General features: G+C 61.1%; 22 protein-coding genes. 14 read left to right on the top strand and 8 right to left on the bottom strand.

Annotated elements, in window-relative coordinates; translation table 11 throughout:
* Positions 1-21: 21 nt before the first annotated feature.
* The 5 genes from NX775_RS19340 (at position 22) to NX775_RS19360 (ending at position 3,128) form a co-directional block, all read left to right on the top strand.
* On the top strand, positions 22-555 hold the full coding sequence (locus NX775_RS19340) for a ferritin-like domain-containing protein (protein ID WP_258837450.1): 534 nt from the start codon (positions 22-24) through the stop codon (positions 553-555).
* Positions 556-618: 63 nt separating this feature from the next.
* Positions 619-963 carry an ElaB/YgaM/YqjD family protein gene (locus NX775_RS19345; RefSeq protein WP_258837451.1) on the top strand — a complete coding sequence of 115 codons (345 nt, stop codon included), beginning with the start codon at positions 619-621 and terminating at the stop codon, positions 961-963.
* Between the two features lie 13 nt (positions 964-976).
* On the top strand, positions 977-1,363 hold the full coding sequence (locus tag NX775_RS19350; protein ID WP_183550679.1) for a phage holin family protein: 387 nt from the start codon (positions 977-979) through the stop codon (positions 1,361-1,363).
* A gap of 23 nt (positions 1,364-1,386) precedes the next feature.
* On the top strand, positions 1,387-1,782 hold the full coding sequence (locus NX775_RS19355; RefSeq protein ID WP_258837452.1) for a hypothetical protein: 396 nt from the start codon (positions 1,387-1,389) through the stop codon (positions 1,780-1,782).
* A 203-nt stretch (positions 1,783-1,985) separates the two neighbouring features.
* A complete protein-coding gene (locus NX775_RS19360) occupies positions 1,986-3,128 on the top strand; it encodes a DUF3616 domain-containing protein (RefSeq protein ID WP_258837453.1) in 1,143 nt (380 codons plus the stop codon).
* Between the two features lie 28 nt (positions 3,129-3,156).
* Here NX775_RS19360 and NX775_RS19365 read toward each other — a convergent pair whose 3' ends face one another.
* Together NX775_RS19365 and NX775_RS19370 are read right to left on the bottom strand one after the other, a co-directional pair.
* Positions 3,157-3,504 carry a hypothetical protein gene (locus NX775_RS19365; protein ID WP_258837454.1) on the bottom strand — a complete coding sequence of 116 codons (348 nt, stop codon included), beginning with the start codon at positions 3,502-3,504 and terminating at the stop codon, positions 3,157-3,159.
* A gap of 106 nt (positions 3,505-3,610) precedes the next feature.
* A complete protein-coding gene (locus NX775_RS19370) occupies positions 3,611-4,069 on the bottom strand; it encodes an outer membrane lipoprotein (protein ID WP_258837455.1) in 459 nt (152 codons plus the stop codon).
* Between the two features lie 248 nt (positions 4,070-4,317).
* Here NX775_RS19370 and NX775_RS19375 point away from each other — a divergent pair, with 248 nt between their 5' ends.
* From NX775_RS19375 to NX775_RS19385, 3 genes are all read left to right on the top strand, one after another.
* Positions 4,318-4,869 (top strand): hypothetical protein, encoded by a 552-nt coding sequence (locus tag NX775_RS19375; protein WP_258837456.1) that lies wholly within the window; start codon positions 4,318-4,320, stop codon positions 4,867-4,869.
* Between the two features lie 79 nt (positions 4,870-4,948).
* On the top strand, positions 4,949-5,263 hold the full coding sequence (locus tag NX775_RS19380) for a BON domain-containing protein (protein ID WP_183550710.1): 315 nt from the start codon (positions 4,949-4,951) through the stop codon (positions 5,261-5,263).
* A gap of 72 nt (positions 5,264-5,335) precedes the next feature.
* On the top strand, positions 5,336-6,565 hold the full coding sequence (locus tag NX775_RS19385; RefSeq protein ID WP_370660602.1) for an AI-2E family transporter: 1,230 nt from the start codon (positions 5,336-5,338) through the stop codon (positions 6,563-6,565).
* Positions 6,566-6,602: 37 nt separating this feature from the next.
* Here NX775_RS19385 and NX775_RS19390 read toward each other — a convergent pair whose 3' ends face one another.
* Together NX775_RS19390 and NX775_RS19395 are read right to left on the bottom strand one after the other, a co-directional pair.
* On the bottom strand, positions 6,603-7,517 hold the full coding sequence (locus tag NX775_RS19390) for a YihY/virulence factor BrkB family protein (RefSeq protein WP_258837458.1): 915 nt from the start codon (positions 7,515-7,517) through the stop codon (positions 6,603-6,605).
* 86 nt (positions 7,518-7,603) lie between these two features.
* Positions 7,604-8,632, bottom strand: a complete 1,029-nt coding sequence (locus NX775_RS19395) for an OmpA family protein (RefSeq protein ID WP_258837459.1) — start codon at positions 8,630-8,632, stop codon at positions 7,604-7,606.
* 525 nt (positions 8,633-9,157) lie between these two features.
* Here NX775_RS19395 and NX775_RS19400 point away from each other — a divergent pair.
* From NX775_RS19400 to NX775_RS19415, 4 genes are all read left to right on the top strand, one after another.
* Entirely contained in the window at positions 9,158-9,766 is a 609-nt protein-coding gene (locus tag NX775_RS19400) for a winged helix-turn-helix domain-containing protein (protein ID WP_258837460.1), read from the top strand.
* Positions 9,767-9,981: 215 nt separating this feature from the next.
* Positions 9,982-10,728 (top strand): glutathione peroxidase, encoded by a 747-nt coding sequence (locus tag NX775_RS19405; RefSeq protein ID WP_258837461.1) that lies wholly within the window; start codon positions 9,982-9,984, stop codon positions 10,726-10,728.
* A gap of 2 nt (positions 10,729-10,730) precedes the next feature.
* The gene (locus tag NX775_RS19410; protein WP_258837849.1) at positions 10,731-11,618 is read left to right on the top strand and encodes a M90 family metallopeptidase; all 888 of its coding nucleotides are present in this window, start codon (positions 10,731-10,733) and stop codon (positions 11,616-11,618) included.
* Positions 11,619-11,732: 114 nt separating this feature from the next.
* Positions 11,733-12,287 (top strand): hypothetical protein, encoded by a 555-nt coding sequence (locus tag NX775_RS19415; RefSeq protein WP_258837462.1) that lies wholly within the window; start codon positions 11,733-11,735, stop codon positions 12,285-12,287.
* Between the two features lie 53 nt (positions 12,288-12,340).
* Here NX775_RS19415 and NX775_RS19420 read toward each other — a convergent pair whose 3' ends face one another.
* The 4 genes from NX775_RS19420 to NX775_RS19435 form a co-directional block, all read right to left on the bottom strand.
* The gene (locus tag NX775_RS19420; RefSeq protein ID WP_258837463.1) at positions 12,341-12,994 is read right to left on the bottom strand and encodes a hypothetical protein; all 654 of its coding nucleotides are present in this window, start codon (positions 12,992-12,994) and stop codon (positions 12,341-12,343) included.
* A gap of 11 nt (positions 12,995-13,005) precedes the next feature.
* Entirely contained in the window at positions 13,006-13,845 is an 840-nt protein-coding gene (locus tag NX775_RS19425) for a hypothetical protein (protein WP_258837464.1), read from the bottom strand.
* A 547-nt stretch (positions 13,846-14,392) separates the two neighbouring features.
* Positions 14,393-15,775 carry a DEAD/DEAH box helicase gene (locus NX775_RS19430; protein ID WP_258837465.1) on the bottom strand — a complete coding sequence of 461 codons (1,383 nt, stop codon included), beginning with the start codon at positions 15,773-15,775 and terminating at the stop codon, positions 14,393-14,395.
* Between the two features lie 246 nt (positions 15,776-16,021).
* Positions 16,022-16,801 carry an inositol monophosphatase family protein gene (locus tag NX775_RS19435; protein ID WP_183553544.1) on the bottom strand — a complete coding sequence of 260 codons (780 nt, stop codon included), beginning with the start codon at positions 16,799-16,801 and terminating at the stop codon, positions 16,022-16,024.
* Between the two features lie 181 nt (positions 16,802-16,982).
* Between NX775_RS19435 and NX775_RS19440 the strand changes: the two genes are divergently transcribed.
* Both NX775_RS19440 and NX775_RS19445 read left to right on the top strand, forming a co-directional pair.
* Positions 16,983-17,762 (top strand): RNA methyltransferase, encoded by a 780-nt coding sequence (locus tag NX775_RS19440; RefSeq protein ID WP_258837466.1) that lies wholly within the window; start codon positions 16,983-16,985, stop codon positions 17,760-17,762.
* A 94-nt stretch (positions 17,763-17,856) separates the two neighbouring features.
* Complete coding sequence (locus tag NX775_RS19445) at positions 17,857-18,819, top strand: esterase/lipase family protein (protein ID WP_258837467.1); 963 nt, start codon at positions 17,857-17,859, stop codon at positions 18,817-18,819.
* Positions 18,820-18,866 lie beyond the last annotated feature (47 nt).

Below are 18,866 nucleotides of genomic sequence, written 5' to 3' on the forward strand. Positions count from 1 at the left end.
ACTCTGAATTAAGGAATGACAATGGAACAAACCAACAACCTCGGCCACGGCTTTGATGTCTCGGCAATCCGCAAGGCAGCCGCCAACCTCGACGACGGCGCCGTGACCGAGGGCTATCAGGCCGACCGTGAAGCAGTCATCGCGATGCTGAACGATGCACTGGCCACCGAACTGCTGTGCGTGATGCGCTACAAGCGCCATTACTACACCGTCAGCGGTCCAGGCACCGGCCAGATCAAGGCCGAGTTCCTCGAGCACGCGCAGCAAGAGCAGGAACACGCCGACCGCATCGCCGAACGCATCGTGCAACTGAACGGTTCGCCAAACTTCAACCCGGCCACGTTCGCTGCCCGCAGCCACGCTGAATACGACGAATCGCTCGAAGCACAGGACATGGTCCGCGCCGACCTGATCGCCGAGCGCGTGGCGATCGAATCGTATCGCCAGATGATCGTGGCGATCGGTGACAAGGATCCAACCACCCGCAACATGCTGATTGAAATCATGGCCGTCGAAGAAGAACACGCCGACGACATGCGCGACCTGATGGCCTGAGCTTGACCGTGACCCGCCCCGTGCGGGTCAGTTTCAACGATTGATTAGTGACAGGAGTAGAACATGCTAGACACTTCCCGCAACAGCAACGGCAGCATGCACCCGATCAGCGGCAGCACCTATGCCACCCAGTCCGACATGAAGGCTCTCGTGCGTGACGCGCAGTCGATGCTGACCGCCGCCGCATCGCTCACCGGCGAGAAAGCCGAAGAGCTGCGTGAGCGTGGCATGGCGCTGCTTGACACGGTCCTGGGCGGCGCCAGCCTGGTCCCGACCCAGGCCGTGGTCAAGGGCAAGGAACTGGTTCATACCGCTGATGTCTATGTCAAGGACAACCCGTGGCGCATCGTGGCAGTAGCGGCAGGTGTCGGCGTGCTCATTGGCGTGCTAATTAGCCGCAAACATTAAGGTTGGGGGCTACGTGGATAAAGAAGAAGCAGTCGTGCATAACCCCGGCGTATTCGCCGGCATTTCCAGTCTGTTCAAGAGTCTGTTCGGCCTTGCCGTCTCGCGCGTCGAACTCGCGGCGCTGGAGCTGGCCGACATCCGCAATCACATCATCGAGTTGGTGGCCATCTTTGCCGTGGCCGCGCTGGCGGTCTGGTTTGCCATCGCCTTCGGTGCAATGACCATCGTCGCGCTGGCATGGGAATCGATGGGCTGGACCATCCTGTTGATCATGTTCGCGGTGTTTGCACTGATCACGGCCATTCTCGTGGCCAAGGGCATGGCGCTGATCAAGCAGAACAAGCTTGGCTTCCCGGCGACGATGAAAGAACTGAAAAACGACCGCGAGATGCTGCTGTGAGCGGCGCACCCAAAGAGGCCAACATGCACAAACACGACAAGACGACCGGGTTGGCCGGTCATCAACACAGCCTGGACCCGGCAATTCGCAAGCAGGAACTGCTGCGTGAAGGCGAGTTCTTCCGCGCTGGCGTGGCCCATGCCAAGGCGAGCATCCAGCATGGCATGAAGCCTGAGGTGATGCTGCGCTCGGCGTTCGACCACACGACCGTGGCGCTGCGCACCCGGGCCGACGCACTGCTCAAGCCGACCGGCACCAATGTGTCGATGCTGATGCCGTACGCCATGACCGCGGTGAACTTCGTGCGCCAGCGTCGTATGGGCAAGCAGGCAGCGGGCGCCGCAGTTGGCGTTGGCATTCTGGGCTGGTACCTGAATCGCCGGCGCACCCGCAAGGCCAAGGCAGCCAAGGAAGCATGAACATGAGCATGAATCGGTGCCGGCGCCTTCGAGCGCCGGCACACGACGTAACGATCACGAATAACGCTGCAGTGTAGTACGTTGTACCGGCTTTGGTGGGGCTTGAACGGCGTTCCAATCGCAAGTTGGACGCCGTCTTTTTTTGTCCGCCTGCTTCCCTCCCATCCAGTATGCTGCACCCGTCCCTTTACTGCGAGAACCCCATGCATCCCTCGAATATTGTCCTGCTCGAATTCCATCCGGAACGCGATGACCTCAGTCCCGACAAGGAGTTGCGCAATGGCTTGTCGGTGGCACTGCGCATGGGCAAGACGCTGTGGCTGGCAAACGATGAGTCCGTGAGCATCGAGCGCCTGACGCTGGTGGAAGAGGACAGCCGCGGCCAGAGCAGCTTTGCGCGTGAGCACCACCAGTTCGCGCTGCACGATTTCTTCGACCTGCCGCTGCCGGCGTTCGATGTCGAGAAAGGCCGCATCAATGAGGCCGATGTCGAAGGGCTGGCCTGCGACGGCAAATATATGTGGGTGACCGGCTCGCACAGCCTGCGCCGCAAGAAGCCCGACCCGCTCGATGGCAACAAGCGCACGCACAAGCGCCTGGCGACAGTCAGCGCCGACGGCAACCGCTATCTGCTCGGCCGCATTCCGATGGGCGAACAGGATGGCGTGCCCACCTTGCTCAAGGAAGTCGAGCACAAGGGCAAGCGCCGCACTGCCGCGCTGCTGCGCGGCGATGCGCACGGCAACGAGCTCACAGCGCAGCTGAAGCAGGATGAACACCTCGGCCCGTTCCTGGCCATTCCCGGCAAGGACAACGGTTTTGATATCGAGGGCATCGCGCTGGCGGGCAAGCACGTGCTGCTGGGCCTGCGCGGGCCGGTGCTGCGGGGCTGGGCCACCATCATCGAAGTGGCCCCCGTCGATGACGAGATGCCGGGTTCGCTTCGCCTGACGCCGCTCGATGCCGATGGCAGTCTGTACCGCAAGCACTTCCTTGACCTGGGTGGACTGGGCATTCGCGACCTGTGCAAGCAGGGCAGGGATCTGCTGATCCTGGCCGGGCCGACGATGGATCTGGACGGTCCTGTAACGCTGTTCAGATGGGTTGGCGGCGCCGAGCCGGATGGCGAAACAGTCGTGTCTGCCGAGGTACTGGAGCACGTTCTCAACCTGCCGTTCGGGCAGGGCGTGGATCACCCGGAAGGTATCGCGCTGTTTGCCAGTCGCGACGGGGCCGATGAGGGTTTGCTGGTGGTGCACGATTCGGCGTCGCCGAGCCGCCAGATCGGGGAGAGTACGCTGGTGGCGGACGTGTATCCGCTACCGTCGCGCAAGAAAAAGCGCTAAAGCTAGTTGGCGCTGGCGAACTTCTGCCTCAGTTCGATGGCGCCTTGGTCAGCAGCCCCGAATCGCGCTGGAACGTTGCACGTGCTTCGGCCACGCAGGCCTTGCGATCGGCGGCAGGCTGTTGCTTGCAAGCGTTCTGCGCTTCCTGCAATGCGGCGCGCAGTTCCTTGCGCAGCGTCTGTTGCTCGGAATCGTTGCGGTACCAGCGTGCCGGATCGCCATTGGCAATTTCCTGGGCCTGTTGACGGGCGGCGACTTGGCTCACATTCGCGTCGCCACCGGTGGCAGGCGTCGATTGCGCGGCAGCAGTCAAACAAGTAAGGGAAGTGGCGAGGGCGAGCACGCAAGCGCTGGTGGAGCGAATGAGGTGGGCCATGATGGTCTCCTGAAGCGGTGCAACAGATGGACGTGCTGACGAGGCAAGAGCGGGGCAGGGCGTGATGCCCCGCTTCCGCTCCTGCTGTACCTGGTCGATGCGTGGATCAGTAACGGTAGACGCGGCCGTCGACGATGCGAACGCGGTTGCCCACGCGCAGGTCGTAGACGCTGTCCTGCATCACGGCGCGGTATTCGCCGTTATCCATGCGGACATTGATCTGGTACTGCTCAGGGCCCTGTGCATTGCGGTTCTTTTCGACATTGTTGCCCAGCGCAGCGCCGGCAACACCGGCAGCCACGGTGGCTGCAGTGCGGCCGCTGCCGCTACCGATCTGGTTACCGGCCAGTGCACCGACCACACCGCCCAGGATGGCGCCGGCGCCGCTCGTGCGGTTTTCACCTTGGGCGACCTGGATCGAATCGATCACGCCGTAGCCGGCCGAGGCGCTGCTGCTGGCATTGTTGTAGCCGCCGCCGAATGGCTGCTGGGTGTTGCTGGCGCAACCAGTGAGTAGGGCGCCGGTGGCAAGGACGACAGCGATAAGTTTACGGTTTGCATTCATATTGTTCTCCTGACAAAAGGTTTTACTCAGAATAGACACGCTGGAGATGGGGGTCTGTGCGTTGCCGCACCTACCTTGTTCTGCTACTACCTCCGCTGTTTCGCCATGGGACGGTAAATATGTCAGGCAATTAGCGTTGTTTCCGTGACACAGCCCAACACTCTGCGTCTTGTGTTCGCCAGCGTACAGAAGACGGGTGTAGTGCATGTAAAGATAGCGCCAGTGTTGACAAATGGTGAACAAAAATAATGAAGACCCCGCATGTGCTGTTCCTGATCGCTGTTGCCATGGCCTGGACTGCTCCGGCTCTGGCGCAAGGCGCAGGGCAGGATGCGAAGGCCGCTTATCAATACGCGATGGACACTGCCGAAGCCGGCTATGATGCGGCCAAGGCCAGGTGTGACACCCTGGCTGGTGTGCCGCACGAGATCTGCGTTGCCGATGCCCGCGCAGCGCGGGTCCGGATCGAAGAAGAGGCGACGGCAGCCCAGAAGAACACGCTCGCGGCCTATACCCAGGCACGCATGCGCATCGCGACCGCGTTCCATGAGCGTGACAAGACGCGCTGCGGTGCCCTGGTAGGGAATGACCGCGAAGTCTGCCTGGCCCAGGCCAAGGCGACACTGGTCGCGCTCCAGGCAGATGCCCGGGCCGACCGCAAGGCGATTGAAGCGCGTCTGGATGCCAATGACGTCAAGATCGAAGCCGAATATCGCGTCGCACTGCAGAAGTGCGATGCCTTCGCCGGCGCCGTCAAGGACGGGTGCGTGAGCACCGCCCGGACGGCATACGGCAAATAAACCTGCGGGCCGGCTTGCCGGCGCCGCGCAATCCGCCCGCAAGGGTAAGTTTTAAACATGATCATTATTAGGAGCCATCATGAAAATCGCTAAAAGCATCATTTCCGCTGCCATCTTCGCTACCGTCGCTATTACCGCTGTCGGTTGCTCGTCGACCAACAAGCAAGCCAGCACCGGCGAATACGTCGACGACGCAGTGATCACCACCAAGGTCAAGGCTGCCCTGATCAATGACCCTAACGTGAAAGCACGCGAAGTCAACGTCGAAACCTTCAAGGGCGACGTTCAGCTGTCGGGCTTTGTTGCTGATGCACGCGATGCACAGCGCGCTGTCGAGATCGCACGTGGCGTCAAAGGCGTGACCGCGGTCAAGAACGACATCCGCGTGAAGTAATAGTCGGATCGCCGGGGCGGCCCGGTCACTTGTTCAGGCACACATATGCAGCTAGCTCAATCTGATCCGGCCATGCCGGCAACCCCGCCTGATACTGCCGCCCTGGGGGCTTTGCCCCCAAGCAGCAACGGTGACGCCCTCCATCCCGAGGTGCGTTCCACCGGCGACGATCTCGCACTCCACATCGGTGCCCTACGCGTACCACTGCACGTCAACGCCCGCGGCCTCGCGCTCGGCGTCCTCGCTACCATCGCTTTCGTCTTCGCGCTCCAATGGGCGCAAAAATTCTTCGTGCCGCTTCTGCTCGGCATTCTGATCGCTTACACCCTCAATCCTGTCGTGCGCTGGCTCGAGCGCTGGCATATCCGCCGCATCGTCGGCGCCACGCTGGTCACCGTCGTGATCGTGGGCGCAATGGCCGGTACCGTGTACCGGCTGCAGGGTGAATTCTTCAATATCATCGACGATCTTCCGACCCTGACCTCGAAAGTCACGCGCATCCTGTCGAATACCACGGGCGAGCGGTCGACGCTGCAGCAGATGCAGGCAGCGGCCGCCGAGATCGAGCGCGCCGCCAGCAATGTCGGCTCGGACGCGCGCCGCGTGACGCAGCAGCGGCGCCAGAATGTGAGCGATTCTTCGTCGAGCTCCCCGATCCGCGTCATGGACTGGGTGCTGGCCGGCTCGATGAGCCTGGCGGCATTCATGTCGCAGGCTACGATGGTGATCTTCCTCGTGTTCTTCCTGCTCCTGGCCGGCGACACGTTCAAGCGCAAGCTGGTCAAGCTCACCGGGCCATCGCTTACACGCAAGAAAGTTACCGTCCACATCCTGGACGACATCAATACGTCGATCCAGAGCTATATGTTCATGCTGCTGGTGACCAACGTCCTGCTGGCGCTGCTGATGTGGGGCACGCTGCGCGCGATCGGTCTGGAAAACGCCGGCGCCTGGGCGGCGTTTGCCGGCGTGGCGCACCTGATGCCGTATTTTGGTCCGCTCGTGATCACGGTTGCCACCGGCATGGCCGCGTTCCTGCAGTTTGAGACCGTGGGCATGGTAACGCTGGTGGCGGGCGCATCGCTGGGCATCGCGACACTGGTCGGCATGGTCGTGGCAACCTGGATGACCGGAAAGATCGCGCGCATGAATCCGGCGGCGGTCTTCGTCAGCCTGCTGTTCTGGGGCTGGCTCTGGGGCGTCTGGGGCTTGCTGCTGGGCGTGCCGCTCGTGATGGTGCTCAAGGTCGTGGCCGAGCGCGTCGAGGGCATGGAAGTCGTATCGGAACTGCTGGGAGAATAAGGTCGGCAGCCAGGCCGCCGACCTTCAGGGTATAACGTTATTCCGCCTTGGGTTTCGGGTCCACGCCCGTTACCGACTTTGGCTTGTTACGCAAGCTACCCATCTGCAACGCATACTGGCGCGCGAATTCTGCGCCCAAGAAAAAGATCTGCGCCGAGTAATATACCCACAACAGCAGGGCGATCAGCGAACCGGCGGCGCCGAAGCTGTCGGTGGTGCCGCTGTTGCCAATGTACAGGCCAATCCCGAACTTACCCAGCGTGAACATCGCCGCCGTGCCAAGCGCGCCGATGGCCACGTCTTGCCACGACAGTTTCACGCGCGGCAGCAGCTTGTAGATCACGCCGAACAGGGTGGCGATGACCAGGAAGCCCAGGCCCGAGGCAATCCAGCCCATGACGATCGCAGCGTCTTGCCACATACCGCTGATAAATTTCTCAGCCACCGTTGTGGCGGCGCTGATCACCAGTGACACCATCAGCAGGAAACCCAGCACCAGAATCACGCCAAACGACAGCAGACGGGTGCGGATCAGGTTCCAGATGCCGCCATTTGGTGGCGCCGGCAGGTTCCAGATTTCATCCAGGCTGTCCTTGAGTTCTGAAAACACCGTCGTTGCGCCGACGATCAGCAGCAATGTGGCCACGATTGTGGCAAACATGCCCGTTTCCTTGTTTTGCGCACCAGCCAGAATGGCCTGGATGGTGTCGGCGCCCTGGGCGCCCACAAGACCGCGCAATTCATTCAGCAATTGCCCTTGGGCTGCTTCTGCACCGTAGAAAAAACCGGCAACGGCAATCACCAGTACCAGAATCGGCGCCAGCGAAAACAACGTGTAGAACGCGAGGGCGGCTCCTTTGCTGGACGCCCGGTGATCAATCCAATCCATGACTGCAGCGCGCAGTACCTGGTAAATCTGGTGCGTGTACGGGAACCATTTATTCACTGCCATAACCGCTTCTCCAAAAGAAAAGGGGGCCGAAGCCCCCTCGATCTCGCATAGTCACCACCGGCATGCGGCAGTGACAGCTTCAGGTATTAACGCTGCACTGGGACTTCAACCGTGATCTGGTCGACTTCGACGCGACGGTTAGGTTCCAGGCAAGCGATCAGCTGAGCGCGGCCTTTCTGGTTGCATTCGACGACTGGGTTAGCTTCGCCCTTGCCGACAGCGCGCAGACGGTTACCGTCGATGCCTTTGCCGATCAGATATTCACGCACGGCCATGGCGCGACGCTCCGACAGCTTCTGGTTGTAGGTTTCCGAACCCAGACGGTCGGTGTAACCGGTGATTTCGACGTTGGTGACGCTGGTGTCAGCTTGCAGAGCAGCAGCGATTTCGTCCAGCTTAGGTGCTGGGGTGATCACGACGGCCTTGTCGAAGGCGAACATCTTGGTCGCTTCGAGGGTGACTTTCTGGAAGCGTGGTGCTGGTGGTGGTGGTGGTGCGACTGGCTCAGGTGCTGGAGCTGGTGCTTCGACCACTGGTGCCGGTGCTGGCATTGGTGGCGCTGGTGGCGGGTTGAACGCGTAGTTCAGGCCAACGGTCAGCATTTTGTTGTTGCTGCGCTTGAAGCCATACAGTTCGTCATCACGCAGGAAGCCGCGCACGGTGCGCAGGTCGGCTTGCAGCGACCATTGCGGCGTCAGGCTTGCCTGGAAACCGATACCAACGGTGCCGTACGGCGAGTTCTTCTCGACGTTGCGCAGTGGGTTGTTGACCTTGTCACGCTCCACGCCCAGACCGAACAGGACGAATGGACGGAAACGCTCACGGCTCAGCATCAGCAGAGCGTCCGCGCCCAGCAGGGTCTGGCGGTATTCGCTGCGACCCTGTTCGAAACGGGTCTGGCTGGCGCCGACCTGGATGTCCCAGTTTGGACTGACCGCCTTACCGAACTTCAGGCCGCCACCCGTGTCGCGGTCATCAACGCCGAAGTCTGCATCCGGCTTAACGTGGTTCACGCTAGGCTGGATATACCACGATGGGTTGATCTCTTGAGCGAGGGTGGCGCCGGATGCGCACAGCAGTGCAGCAGCCAGGGCGATTTTCTTGGTGTTGTTCACAGGTAACTCCCGTTGGTTAAAATTGATGACAAAGCATGCGTCAGCAGCTAAGTTGGATAAAGCTTAACAGTGCCAGTTCCGAATCCTCGGTGCGCTACCGCACCTAATGCAAAAACGCTGTGCGATTTTACAACAGTGGTCAAATTCGCACATTTCTAAGGTGAAACTAAGTGTAACGACGCTGTCATGTTGCAGATGAAGAGGGTGCACACTGCAGAATGTCATGTTGCAGTCATGCAGGTATAGTGTTGTTTGTGCAGATGACATGATGCGGCAGCGTCGTCATGTCTTAGAGAGTTTACAAGATTGCAAAGAGTTCCACCAGCGGCGTCAAAACAACGTGTTTTGTGCTCTGCACCATGGTGCTTTCAGGAATCTTGTCGAATGTTGGATGGCGCACAGACCATGGTGTCTGATGCAGGCAATCTTGAGGCTAGTTAAGCGGAACCGAGATGTTGTCAGGGTGTCACACGACACACAGCGACCCGGACCACACAGTCTCACTCTCTATTGGAGCTAATCAATATGCATGCAACGACACAGCACAACGCGGTACATGGCGAGACCGGCGCAGTGCACACCTCCGGCAATTCGGCGCTGATTGAACGCGTCCCACCACAGCCAACCGAGCGCGCACCGATTTCTTTGGCCCCAATCGAGCGCGTGCGTTCGACGTCTGCCACCCAGCGCCGCATTGAAAACATGCAAAAGCTGATCAACGAGCTCTCTAGCCATGAAATGCTGGCTGATGAAATCGCCTGGTTCCTCAAGTTTTCGCCGTCCGGCGCCCGCAAGTACATCCGCGATCTGCGTGAAGCAGGCGTGATCGAGCTGGCCCGCTACATCGAAGGCACCGCTACCTACCTGGGTAAGGCCGTGTACCAGATTTCGCCAGACCCAGACCGCGTCAAGGCGTTCCTGGCAGCGATCTGCCAGCCAAAGCGCGAAGGTGTTGCACCACGCAAGGAGCGTCCGGGCCTGCGTGAGCAGAACATGGCTGGCAGCGGTCGTCATTTCCACATCCTGGCCGATGATACCCACTACGCCATCCGCGTCAATCGCAGCCCTGTGGCACGCGATCCACTCGTTGCAGCACTGTTCGGCCCGCCACCAGGCCAACCTGCAGTCAAGTAAGGCGCCGTAGTTGCGCCCCCGGGCTGGTGCGGTCGAGACCCGCACTGGCCACGGTCCTGACGAACGCTGTCGTCCTTCGCCGCGCATTTTGCGCGGTTTTGTTTTTTGGGCCGCGTTTTTTGCACCGTATGTGTTGAAAACAAATCAATAGTCCTCAACTGACGTGCCATGTCGCTGTGTTTGCGCGATGCACAATCAACCAGATAGGAGTATCGATGTTACCGAGTGCCAAATCGCTGGAAGGCAAACCTGTACCAAACGTGATATTCAAGGCGCGCCCGGACGATCAGTGGCGCGATGTGACGTCCGACGAATTGTTCAAGGGCCGAACGGTCGTAGTCTTTTCACTGCCGGGGGCGTTCACGCCAACCTGCTCCTCGACGCACCTGCCACGCTACAACGAGCTGGCGCCCGTGCTGCGCTCGCATGGCGTGGATGAGGTCCTCTGCATTTCGGTCAATGACGCGTTCGTCATGAACCAATGGAAAGCAGGGCAGGATGCGGAAAACATCACAGTTATCCCGGACGGCAATGGTGACTTCACGACCGGGATGGGCATGCTGGTCGACAAGCGTGACCTTGGGTTCGGCAGCCGCTCGTGGCGCTACTCGATGCTCGTGCGCGACGGCGTGATCGACAAGATCTTCATCGAGGCCGACAAGGAAGGCGATCCGTTCGAGGTGTCGGATGCTGACACGATGCTTGACTACGTTGCGCCACAGGCGCAGGTACCCGAGCCGGTGGTGATGTTTTCGCGGCCCGGTTGCCCACATTGCGCGCGCGCAAGGCAAGCGTTGCAGGAAAAGGACATCCATTTCACCGACATTTCCGAAGACCAGAAGATCAATTCGATCGTCTTGCGCGGCATCACAGGCCGCATGACGTGGCCACAAGTATTTGTTGGTGGTGAATTGATTGGCGGCGCCGACGACGTGCAAACCTGGCTCGCCAACCGGACCTGATGATGGAAGCGCTTGCTGTCGGGTTGCTGGGCGTCGTCATCCTGGCCGCCTGGCTGGTGCCCAAGTGGCGCTTGCGCCGCGCCATATCCCGGCCGCTTCCGCCAGAGCATGTCGCGATCCTGGCGCGCAATGTCATGCAATACAGCGGCATGGACGATCTGCAGCGGCAACAACTGGCGCGGATGGTCCAGCATTTTCTGCATCAAAAGAAGTTTGTCGGCTGCGCCGGTCTCGAGTTGACTGACGAAATGCGCGTGACGATCGCGGGCCAGGCGTGCTTGCTGCTGCTGGGCCGTGTTGGCAGCCACGAAAAGCCGGTCAGTTATCCGACGCTCGAGATGGTCCTGGTCTATCCGGGAGCGTTTCTGGCGCCGCGCAAGCAGATCGATGCGTCCGGCGTGGTGACCGAAGAACGGCAAGACTTGCTGGGTGAATCGTGGGGCGATGGGCGCGTGATCCTGTCGTGGGATCATGTCCGGCGTGGCGATACGGCTGATGCGCCTGGCCACAACGTCGTACTGCACGAGTTTGCGCATCAGCTCGATAGCGAGTCCGGCAACACCAATGGTGCGCCGTATCTGGGCAGCAGCGAGCGCTATCGTAGTTGGTCTGAGGTACTGTCGCGCGATTACGCGAACTTGCGGCACGATGCCATGTGGGGCAAGCAGGGAGTGCTCGACCATTACGGCGCCACCAATCCCGCCGAATTTTTCGCCGTCGCCACGGAAAGCTTCTTTGAGCAACCGCACCAGCTCGCTGCGCGCCATCCTGCGTTGTACGACGAATTCCTCAAGTATTACAGGATCGATCCACGTCAATGGCAAAGCGCACCACCTGCGCCCGTGGAGGAACCGCCGCAGTATGGCGTGGTCTACGGTCAGTGGCGCTGAACGCTGACGTCGTCAAATTGATGGCAACCGCCCGTGACAGGGTGCGTGCGGCGCCGTACAGATGGGTCGCTGCTGCGGGCGCATGCTGGCCTCTCTATCCAGGAGAACTTGCCCATGTCTATGATCATCGCAGGACGTTTCCAGCTTCAGGACGAGGTGGACCGCGCGCGCAGCGCACTGGTCGACGCCGGTTTTGAAGCCGATCGCATCAGCGGCTTTTATCTGAGCCAGCCCGGTCAGCACGATATGACGCCCATCGGCGGCGACAATTTACAGTCGCCCGGTGCGAAGGACACGCCCGAAGGCGTCGTTCAGGGCATGGCGACGGGGGGTGCGGTTGGCGTGGCGGTCGGTGCGGCAACGTCGCCGATCACCGGCCCCATCGGTCCGATCGTCGGCGGGCTCGTGGGCGGGCACATCGGTTCGCTGTTCAGTTTTTCGAAAATGAAAGACCGGGGCGAGCCGGAAGAGGGGGGCGAAAATGCGGTGGCGCCGCGCACGGCCGGCATGCTGGTGGCGGTTGCGTTCACCGATCCCGCGCTGGAAGCCCGCGCGATCGATCTGTTGCGCGGACTCGGCGCGCATCATATCGAGCGTGCGCAGGGCAATATCGTGGCTGGGGACTGGGCCGATTTCGATCCATCGAGCCTGCCGGACGTGATTGCCTGAGCGAGCCAGTGGGGCTCGGTTAACGCCCTTTGTGCATCTGCATCCAGCAGGATTCAGGTCTTGGCTGTTGAGCCCGGCTTGAGCGTCTTGAGTGCGGCGTTGTGGAGCTGTATTTTCTCCAGCGCAGCGCCTACTTTCGAAAACTGGCCCCTGGCGATGCTCCCGACCAGTAACAGAATCCCGCCAACCAGCCCGGTGACTTCGCCGATGACACCGATGCGGCGGATTTTTTCGGCCGCATCTGCCGTCAGTGACATCAGGCGATGTTGTGGCTCTTTTAGATCCTGGATCACGAATGTGGCCGCGTCGGCGTACAGCGCATGGGCGTACTGGCGCAGCAATCGCTCATCGTCGGTCAATACGCGCATCAGGGCCTTCTGCGCATCCGGCATGGTGCGATCGTTGTAGCCAGCAATCTCTTGCAGAATACGTTCGTGCAGGTCATCGGCGATACAGACCACGCTGTCGGCCAGGTCAACGACGCATTGCATATTTGATAGCGCGTTGGCGCGAGGGGGACCGTCCACATCGTGTCCGTCTGCGGCAGCTGGCGGCATGCCAGGCGTCACTATGTTAACGATGGCGTCGGGCATGGATGGCTGGTTTGGCAGAGGCGATGCCGCCTGCTGGCGCGGAGTGGCCGATGATGGCGTCGTGCCGGTGTCGTCGGATGCCTGGTCGGGATTGCTGTGTGAAGATGTCGCCATGATATTCCCCATTATTCGCCGCTGAGCGCGTCGCGGATCAGATTCAGGTCGTGAACATAGCCCGCCAGCATGTGGCGTGTTTCCTCGCTGCTGAGCTTATCCATGTTCTCACGCATTTTCTGGTGGCCCAGTGCCACCTTGGTCAGGCCCTGCTGGGCCAGCTTGTAACGACGGTCGATCAGCTTGTATTCGGCAGTCTTGTTTTGCAGGTGCACCTTGGCCAGCGTCACCAGCATGCGATCGGTATTGCGGTTGGCCATTGGGATTTCGGCATTGAAGAGGCCGAGCACGGTCTTCCGTTCATTCTCGTTGGCCTTTTCATAAATGCGGGTGAGGACGATCATGGCGTCGATCAGCGTTTGCACATCGGCATTCCCATCGCGCACCATCGTGTCGACGCTGCGGTTCTGGTAGCGGGACGTGATCACCCGCGTCAGCAGTCGGGTCATTCCTGTATAGGCCGCCACGTGCCGCTGCTGCAAGCCCGAGTCCGTCATCGCCTTGAGGCCGCTTCCCAGGTCATCGATGCGCCCGGACAAGTCGTACCGGCCATCGCCCGCCAGCGAACTTAGCGTTTGCATATACAGCACGAGCGTTTTCTGAATCGCGACAAAATCATCAAACACCGCCCGCCGCCGCGCATCGGTATCGCGCGCCACGCGCTCGGCCTGCGGCGACAAATACGGCGACTCGCGATCATAGGTGTCCCGATATCGCCGCGACAATTCCGCATACCCACCCAGCCTGGCCGACGCATCCGCAAACTCCCGCACCTCACCCAGGCTGACCTGCCCCGTAGAAGCACACCCGGCCACCAACAGCCCCACCAGCACCAGCACCCTGCGCGCCATACGACCTCCTGCACCCCAAAATCCCATTCTTCCCACCCACCCGCCAGACAACTTTGTTATTCCTCAATATCCACCCATTAACACCACCAAAATAAACATGAGGGTCAGAGTCGAATTAAATGACAACTTTAAAAGTTGTCAAACAATTCGACTCTGACCCTAATTGATTAGTAATTGATTTTGGGGAAGTCGATAATGCAACAATCTTCTGGCAAATTGATTCCCGGATGTTACTCAATAATTCGACTCTGACCCTCATTAAATACAAGGCCAAAAACACCTAGGCGGAAATAAATAGGCGCGAGCCGAGTAATCAATGTTCTAGCGAACATTGATCGGCGAAGTTCTTGCAGTTTTGGGGATCAGTGGCAACAAAAACAATGAGGGTCAGAGTCGAATTAAATGACAACTTTTAAAGTTGTCAAACAATTCGACTCTGACCCTCATTGTTGGGTAAGAGCTTTGGCGATATTAACCTTCAGGTGACATCGAATTACCGAGTGGTGTGACAAAGTTTCTCGATAATTCGACTCTGACCCTGATTGGGTTAGCGGTCGCGGCGTACTGCGGAGGCGGGGCGTGGGCCGCTGCGTTTTGCGGCTGCGGGGGCGCCACCTGGGGCGCGGGGCTTGTTGCCGCCGCCGCCGTTACCACCACCATTACCACCACCGCCGCCGTTACCACGGCCACCGCCGTTGCCGCCGCCCGGACGACCGCCGCGGCCGGTGTGGCCTGGGGCGCCGCTGCGCAGCTGGATTGGCTGTGGCTTGGCGTTCATGTCTGGCTCGAAGCCTTCGATGACTTCGCGTGGCAGCGTTTGCTTGATCAGCTTTTCGATGTCTTTCAACATCTGGTGTTCGTCGACGCACACCAGCGATACGGCTTCACCCGTCGCGCCGGCACGGCCCGTACGGCCGATGCGGTGGACGTAGTCTTCCGGGATGTTCGGCAGGTCGTAGTTCACCACGTGTGGCAACTGGTCGATGTCGATGCCGCGCGCGGCGATGTCGGTGGCGACCAGCACTTGCAGGCTGCCGTCCTTGAACTCGGCCAGCGCCTTGGTACGTGCCGACTGGCTCTTGTTGCCGTGGATCGCCATCGCGCCGATGCTGTCCTTGCCCAGCTGCTCGACCAGCTTGTTGGCGCCGTGCTTGGTGCGCGTGAAGACCAGCACCTGCGTCCAGTTGTTGGACTTGATCAGGTGCGACAGCAGCGGGTGCTTCTTGTCGCGGTCGACCGGGTGGATTTTTTGCGCGATGACTTCAACGGTCGAGTTGCGGCGCGCCACTTCGATCATCTGCGGGTTGTTCAGCAGGCGGTCAGCCAGCGTCTTGATCTCTTCCGAGAAGGTGGCCGAGAACAGCAGGTTCTGGCGCTTGGCCGGCAGCAGCGCCAGCACTTTGCGGATGTCGTGGATGAAGCCCATGTCCAGCATGCGGTCGGCTTCGTCCAGGATCAGGATTTCGACTTTCGACAGGTCGACCGTGCCCTGGCCAGCGTGGTCCAGCAGGCGGCCGGGCGTGGCGACGAGGATGTCGACGCCATGCTTGAGCAGCTTGATCTGTGGATTGATGCCGACGCCGCCAAAGATGACGGCCGAGTTCAGGTTCGTGTACGTGCCATACAGGCGCACGCTTTCCTCGACCTGTGCCGCGAGTTCGCGGGTCGGGGTCAGGACCAGCGCGCGGATCACGCGTGGCGAGGTCTTGTTTTTCTGCGCTGCGCCGATCGTGTCGGTCGACAGGCGATGCAGGATCGGCAGCGTGAAGCCAGCCGTCTTGCCGGTACCGGTCTGGGCGCCGGCGAGCAGGTCGCCGCCGTTCAGCACGGTTGGAATGGCCTGGCTCTGGATCGGGGTCGGGGCGGTATAGCCTTGTTCGGTTACCGCGCGCACGATCGCGTCAGAAAGACCAAGTGAAGAAAATGACATAGATTTTTTCAGTAAAAAAGCGGCCCGTCGCCATGCTTGGCGGCAGTCCTGGAATCGGATTGATCGATGCAGGCGCGCAAGCTAGCGGGCGCCCGGACGCTGCCGCAAAGGCGGCTGGCAGGGATTATAGTGAAGTGTATTTCACTGTAGAAAGTATTTGATGCAGAACTCTGTAACGTATTGTACAAAAACACAGGCCACTGGCAAGCACCGCCTGCGAGTGGCCTGATTGTTACAACGTGTATTTTACGCGAAAGGCGACAACAGCGGGACAAGCGCGCCGAAAACCTTCGGGCCGGCGGCGATCACGTCGCCCTTGTTCAGGTAATCGGACTCGCCGCTGAACTCGCCGACGATACCGCCAGCTTCGGTCACCAAGAGGGCGCCGGCGGCGATGTCCCAGATCTTCAGGTTCTTTTCAAAGAAGCCGTCGATGCGGCCGGCGGCCACGTTGGCCAGTTCCAGTGCTGCCGAACCGCCGCTGCGCACGCCGTGGCTGCGCGAGGCAACGACTTCGTACATGCGCAGGTATTCGGCCAGTGCGCGTGGATCCGGACCGTGGCCCGACGACAGCAGGGCGCGGCCGATGCGCTCGGTGCTGCGTACGCGGATACGTTTGTCGTTCAGGTAGGCGCCGCCGCCCTTGGTGGCGGTAAACAGGTCGTTGCGGACCGGGTCGTAGACCAGGCCGTTTGTGATCACGCCGCGCTGCTTGAGCGCGATCGAGATGCAGTAGTTGGGGTAGCCGTGCAGGAAGTTGGTTGTGCCATCGATCGGGTCGATGATCCACACATTTTCACTCTCGTCGTTCAGATTGGCTGATGCACCGCTTTCTTCGGCCAGGATGGCATGGCCCGGATACGCCTTGAGCAGCGTTTCGACGATTTCATGCTCCGCCGCCTGGTCGACGTCGGTGACGAAATCGTTGTGTTGCTTTTCCGAAACGACGATGCGGTCGATGTCGAAGGACGCACGGTTGATGACGGTGGCGGCGCGGCGGGCGGCCTTGATGGCCGTGTTGAGCATTGGGTGCATGGAGGCTTTTCCGTAAGAACGCGAACGCCCACTCACGCACCGATGGGGCGCCGTGAACGATCAGCTATTGAAGAGTGATTAAAGAGCAGGGTGGCGCCGGAACCCGTTACAATCCGGGGCTTGCCCCCGCTACCGCAAAACCGTCCGCACCACGCGATGGTCGCTATTGTAAATGAACCCGACCCAAACCGACACTTCTTCTTTCAGAGCGCAGCCGCTGTTCGGCCGTTTGCGTTTCGTCCTCGTCGAAACGAGCCGCGCCGGCAACATCGGCTCGGTCGCGCGTGCAATGAAAACGATGGGCTTTACCGATCTGGTGCTGGTCACGCCGAAGTGCGCCGACTTCGTCAATGATCCTGAAGCCGTCGCCTTTGCCAGCGGCGCAGGCGATGTCCTGAACAACGCACGGGTCGTGCCTGACATCGGCGCGGCCCTTGACGGCTGCAACTTCGCCGCTGCCGTCTCGGCCAGATTGCGCGAATTCTCGCCCCCCGTCTGGACCCCGCGCGCGTTCGCCGAACATGCTGGCGCCGCGCCCGAGCTGCGCGCCGCCATCGTCTTCGGCAACGAGCGCGTCGGGCTGCCGAACGACATCGTCGAGCGCTGCAATGTCTTGATCAACATCCCGGCCAATCCCGATTATTCGTCGCTGAACCTGTCGCAGGCGGCCCAGGTGCTGGCCTACGAGGCGCGCATGGCCTGCCTCAGCGGCGCGCCCGATACGCGCGGCGTCGGCTTCCAGGGCGACGCTGCCAGCGTGACCCAGATCGACGGCATGTACGCGCACCTCGAGCAGGCCCTGGTCGCCATCGGCTTTTTGAATGCCGACAACCCGAAAAAGCTCATGCCGCGCATCAAGCGCATGTTCGCGCGCGGTGGTCTGGAGCTTGAAGAAGTCAACATCCTGCGCGGCATTGCCCGCGCGATCCTGAAGGACGCGCCACCCCGTTGATGCCCGCGCAGCAGCAAGCCTATACTCGTCGCATGGACACTGACCGCATCGATACGGCCCCGTACCGCGACGACCGTTCAGACAGGGCGCCGGCATGAGTTCGCGCCTGCTGCTACGCCTGGTCCTGCTCGCACAGGTGCTGATCGCCTGTGCCATCGCCGCCGGCGCCGCCCGGGCTGGCGCCGGGCCGTGGCAAGCCGTTGCCATCGGCGTCATGAGTGTGGTGCTGGTGCGCCTGGCGATCAACATGAACAATTTCGTGATGAGCCGGCGCGTCGCCAGTCACACGCCGCCCCAGTACCAGCTCGGGCCAGCCGCTGCGGTGCGCATGCTCGGCGAAGAATTTGGCGCCAGCATGCTGGTCAGTTCCTGGCACATGCCGCGCGCGCGGCCCCATACACGCATCCATCCTGACTGCCGCACGCCGCCGGTCCTGCTGCTGCACGGTTACGGCTGCAACAGCGGCTACTGGGCGTACCTGACGGCGCGGCTCAACGCGGCCGGCATCAGCCATGCCACACTCGACCTGGAGCCGCTCACGGGCGACATCGACGGCTTTGCCGATGCAATCGAAGAGGGCGCAACACGGTTGCTGCGCGCGGCCGGCGCGCAGCAGGTCATCGTCGTCGGCCACAGCATGGGCGGGCTGGCCGCGCGCGCCTGGCTGCGGCGCCATGGCGGCGCGCAGGCGGCGCGCGTCATCACGCTTGGCACGCCGCATCACGGCACATGCCTGGCGGCGTTCGGCATCGGCGTCAACGCGGCGCAGATGCGGCGGGCGGGTGTCGACGGGCCCGCCTGCGCATGGTTGCGCGAGCTTGCTGCGCATGAAGACGCTGCCACACGCGCGTGCATCACGTCGATCTACACGCACCACGACAATATCGTGGCGCCCCAGACGTCAGGGCATCTTGAAGGGGCGCGCAACCTCGAACTGGGCGGCGTTGGTCACGTCGCGCTTGGCCGCAACCGGCGCGTGCTGGCGCTTGTCATGGACGAGATCGGGCGCGTGCCAACGGCCTGTCCGGCACCCCCTGTTTTGCACGGCGCAGCGTGAATCCACCCCTCGCCCGAGCGTGGTACAGTGATATCAACAACGCATCT

This window comes from Massilia aurea (assembly GCF_024753205.1).
GTDB classification, from domain to species: Bacteria; Pseudomonadota; Gammaproteobacteria; order Burkholderiales; family Burkholderiaceae_D; genus Telluria; species Telluria aurea.

Excerpts from the sequence above, each read along its gene's own strand:
- NX775_RS19410 (WP_258837849.1), top strand. The coding sequence starts at position 10,731 with ATGGAAGCGCTTGCTGTCGGGTTGCTGGGCGTCGTCATCCTGGCCGCC.
- NX775_RS19435 (WP_183553544.1), bottom strand. The coding sequence starts at position 16,801 with ATGCTCAACACGGCCATCAAGGCCGCCCGCCGCGCCGCCACCGTCATC.
- NX775_RS19375 (WP_258837456.1), top strand. The coding sequence starts at position 4,318 with ATGAAGACCCCGCATGTGCTGTTCCTGATCGCTGTTGCCATGGCCTGG.
- NX775_RS19360 (WP_258837453.1), top strand. The coding sequence starts at position 1,986 with ATGCATCCCTCGAATATTGTCCTGCTCGAATTCCATCCGGAACGCGAT.
- NX775_RS19355 (WP_258837452.1), top strand. The coding sequence starts at position 1,387 with ATGCACAAACACGACAAGACGACCGGGTTGGCCGGTCATCAACACAGC.
- NX775_RS19365 (WP_258837454.1), bottom strand. The coding sequence starts at position 3,504 with ATGGCCCACCTCATTCGCTCCACCAGCGCTTGCGTGCTCGCCCTCGCC.
- NX775_RS19405 (WP_258837461.1), top strand. The coding sequence starts at position 9,982 with ATGTTACCGAGTGCCAAATCGCTGGAAGGCAAACCTGTACCAAACGTG.
- NX775_RS19445 (WP_258837467.1), top strand. The coding sequence starts at position 17,857 with ATGAGTTCGCGCCTGCTGCTACGCCTGGTCCTGCTCGCACAGGTGCTG.
- NX775_RS19340 (WP_258837450.1), top strand. The coding sequence starts at position 22 with ATGGAACAAACCAACAACCTCGGCCACGGCTTTGATGTCTCGGCAATC.
- NX775_RS19385 (WP_370660602.1), top strand. The coding sequence starts at position 5,336 with ATGCCGGCAACCCCGCCTGATACTGCCGCCCTGGGGGCTTTGCCCCCA.
- NX775_RS19400 (WP_258837460.1), top strand. The coding sequence starts at position 9,158 with ATGCATGCAACGACACAGCACAACGCGGTACATGGCGAGACCGGCGCA.
- NX775_RS19370 (WP_258837455.1), bottom strand. The coding sequence starts at position 4,069 with ATGAATGCAAACCGTAAACTTATCGCTGTCGTCCTTGCCACCGGCGCC.
- NX775_RS19425 (WP_258837464.1), bottom strand. The coding sequence starts at position 13,845 with ATGGCGCGCAGGGTGCTGGTGCTGGTGGGGCTGTTGGTGGCCGGGTGT.
- NX775_RS19420 (WP_258837463.1), bottom strand. The coding sequence starts at position 12,994 with ATGGCGACATCTTCACACAGCAATCCCGACCAGGCATCCGACGACACC.
- NX775_RS19345 (WP_258837451.1), top strand. The coding sequence starts at position 619 with ATGCTAGACACTTCCCGCAACAGCAACGGCAGCATGCACCCGATCAGC.
- NX775_RS19415 (WP_258837462.1), top strand. The coding sequence starts at position 11,733 with ATGTCTATGATCATCGCAGGACGTTTCCAGCTTCAGGACGAGGTGGAC.
- NX775_RS19440 (WP_258837466.1), top strand. The coding sequence starts at position 16,983 with ATGAACCCGACCCAAACCGACACTTCTTCTTTCAGAGCGCAGCCGCTG.
- NX775_RS19380 (WP_183550710.1), top strand. The coding sequence starts at position 4,949 with ATGAAAATCGCTAAAAGCATCATTTCCGCTGCCATCTTCGCTACCGTC.
- NX775_RS19390 (WP_258837458.1), bottom strand. The coding sequence starts at position 7,517 with ATGGCAGTGAATAAATGGTTCCCGTACACGCACCAGATTTACCAGGTA.
- NX775_RS19430 (WP_258837465.1), bottom strand. The coding sequence starts at position 15,775 with ATGTCATTTTCTTCACTTGGTCTTTCTGACGCGATCGTGCGCGCGGTA.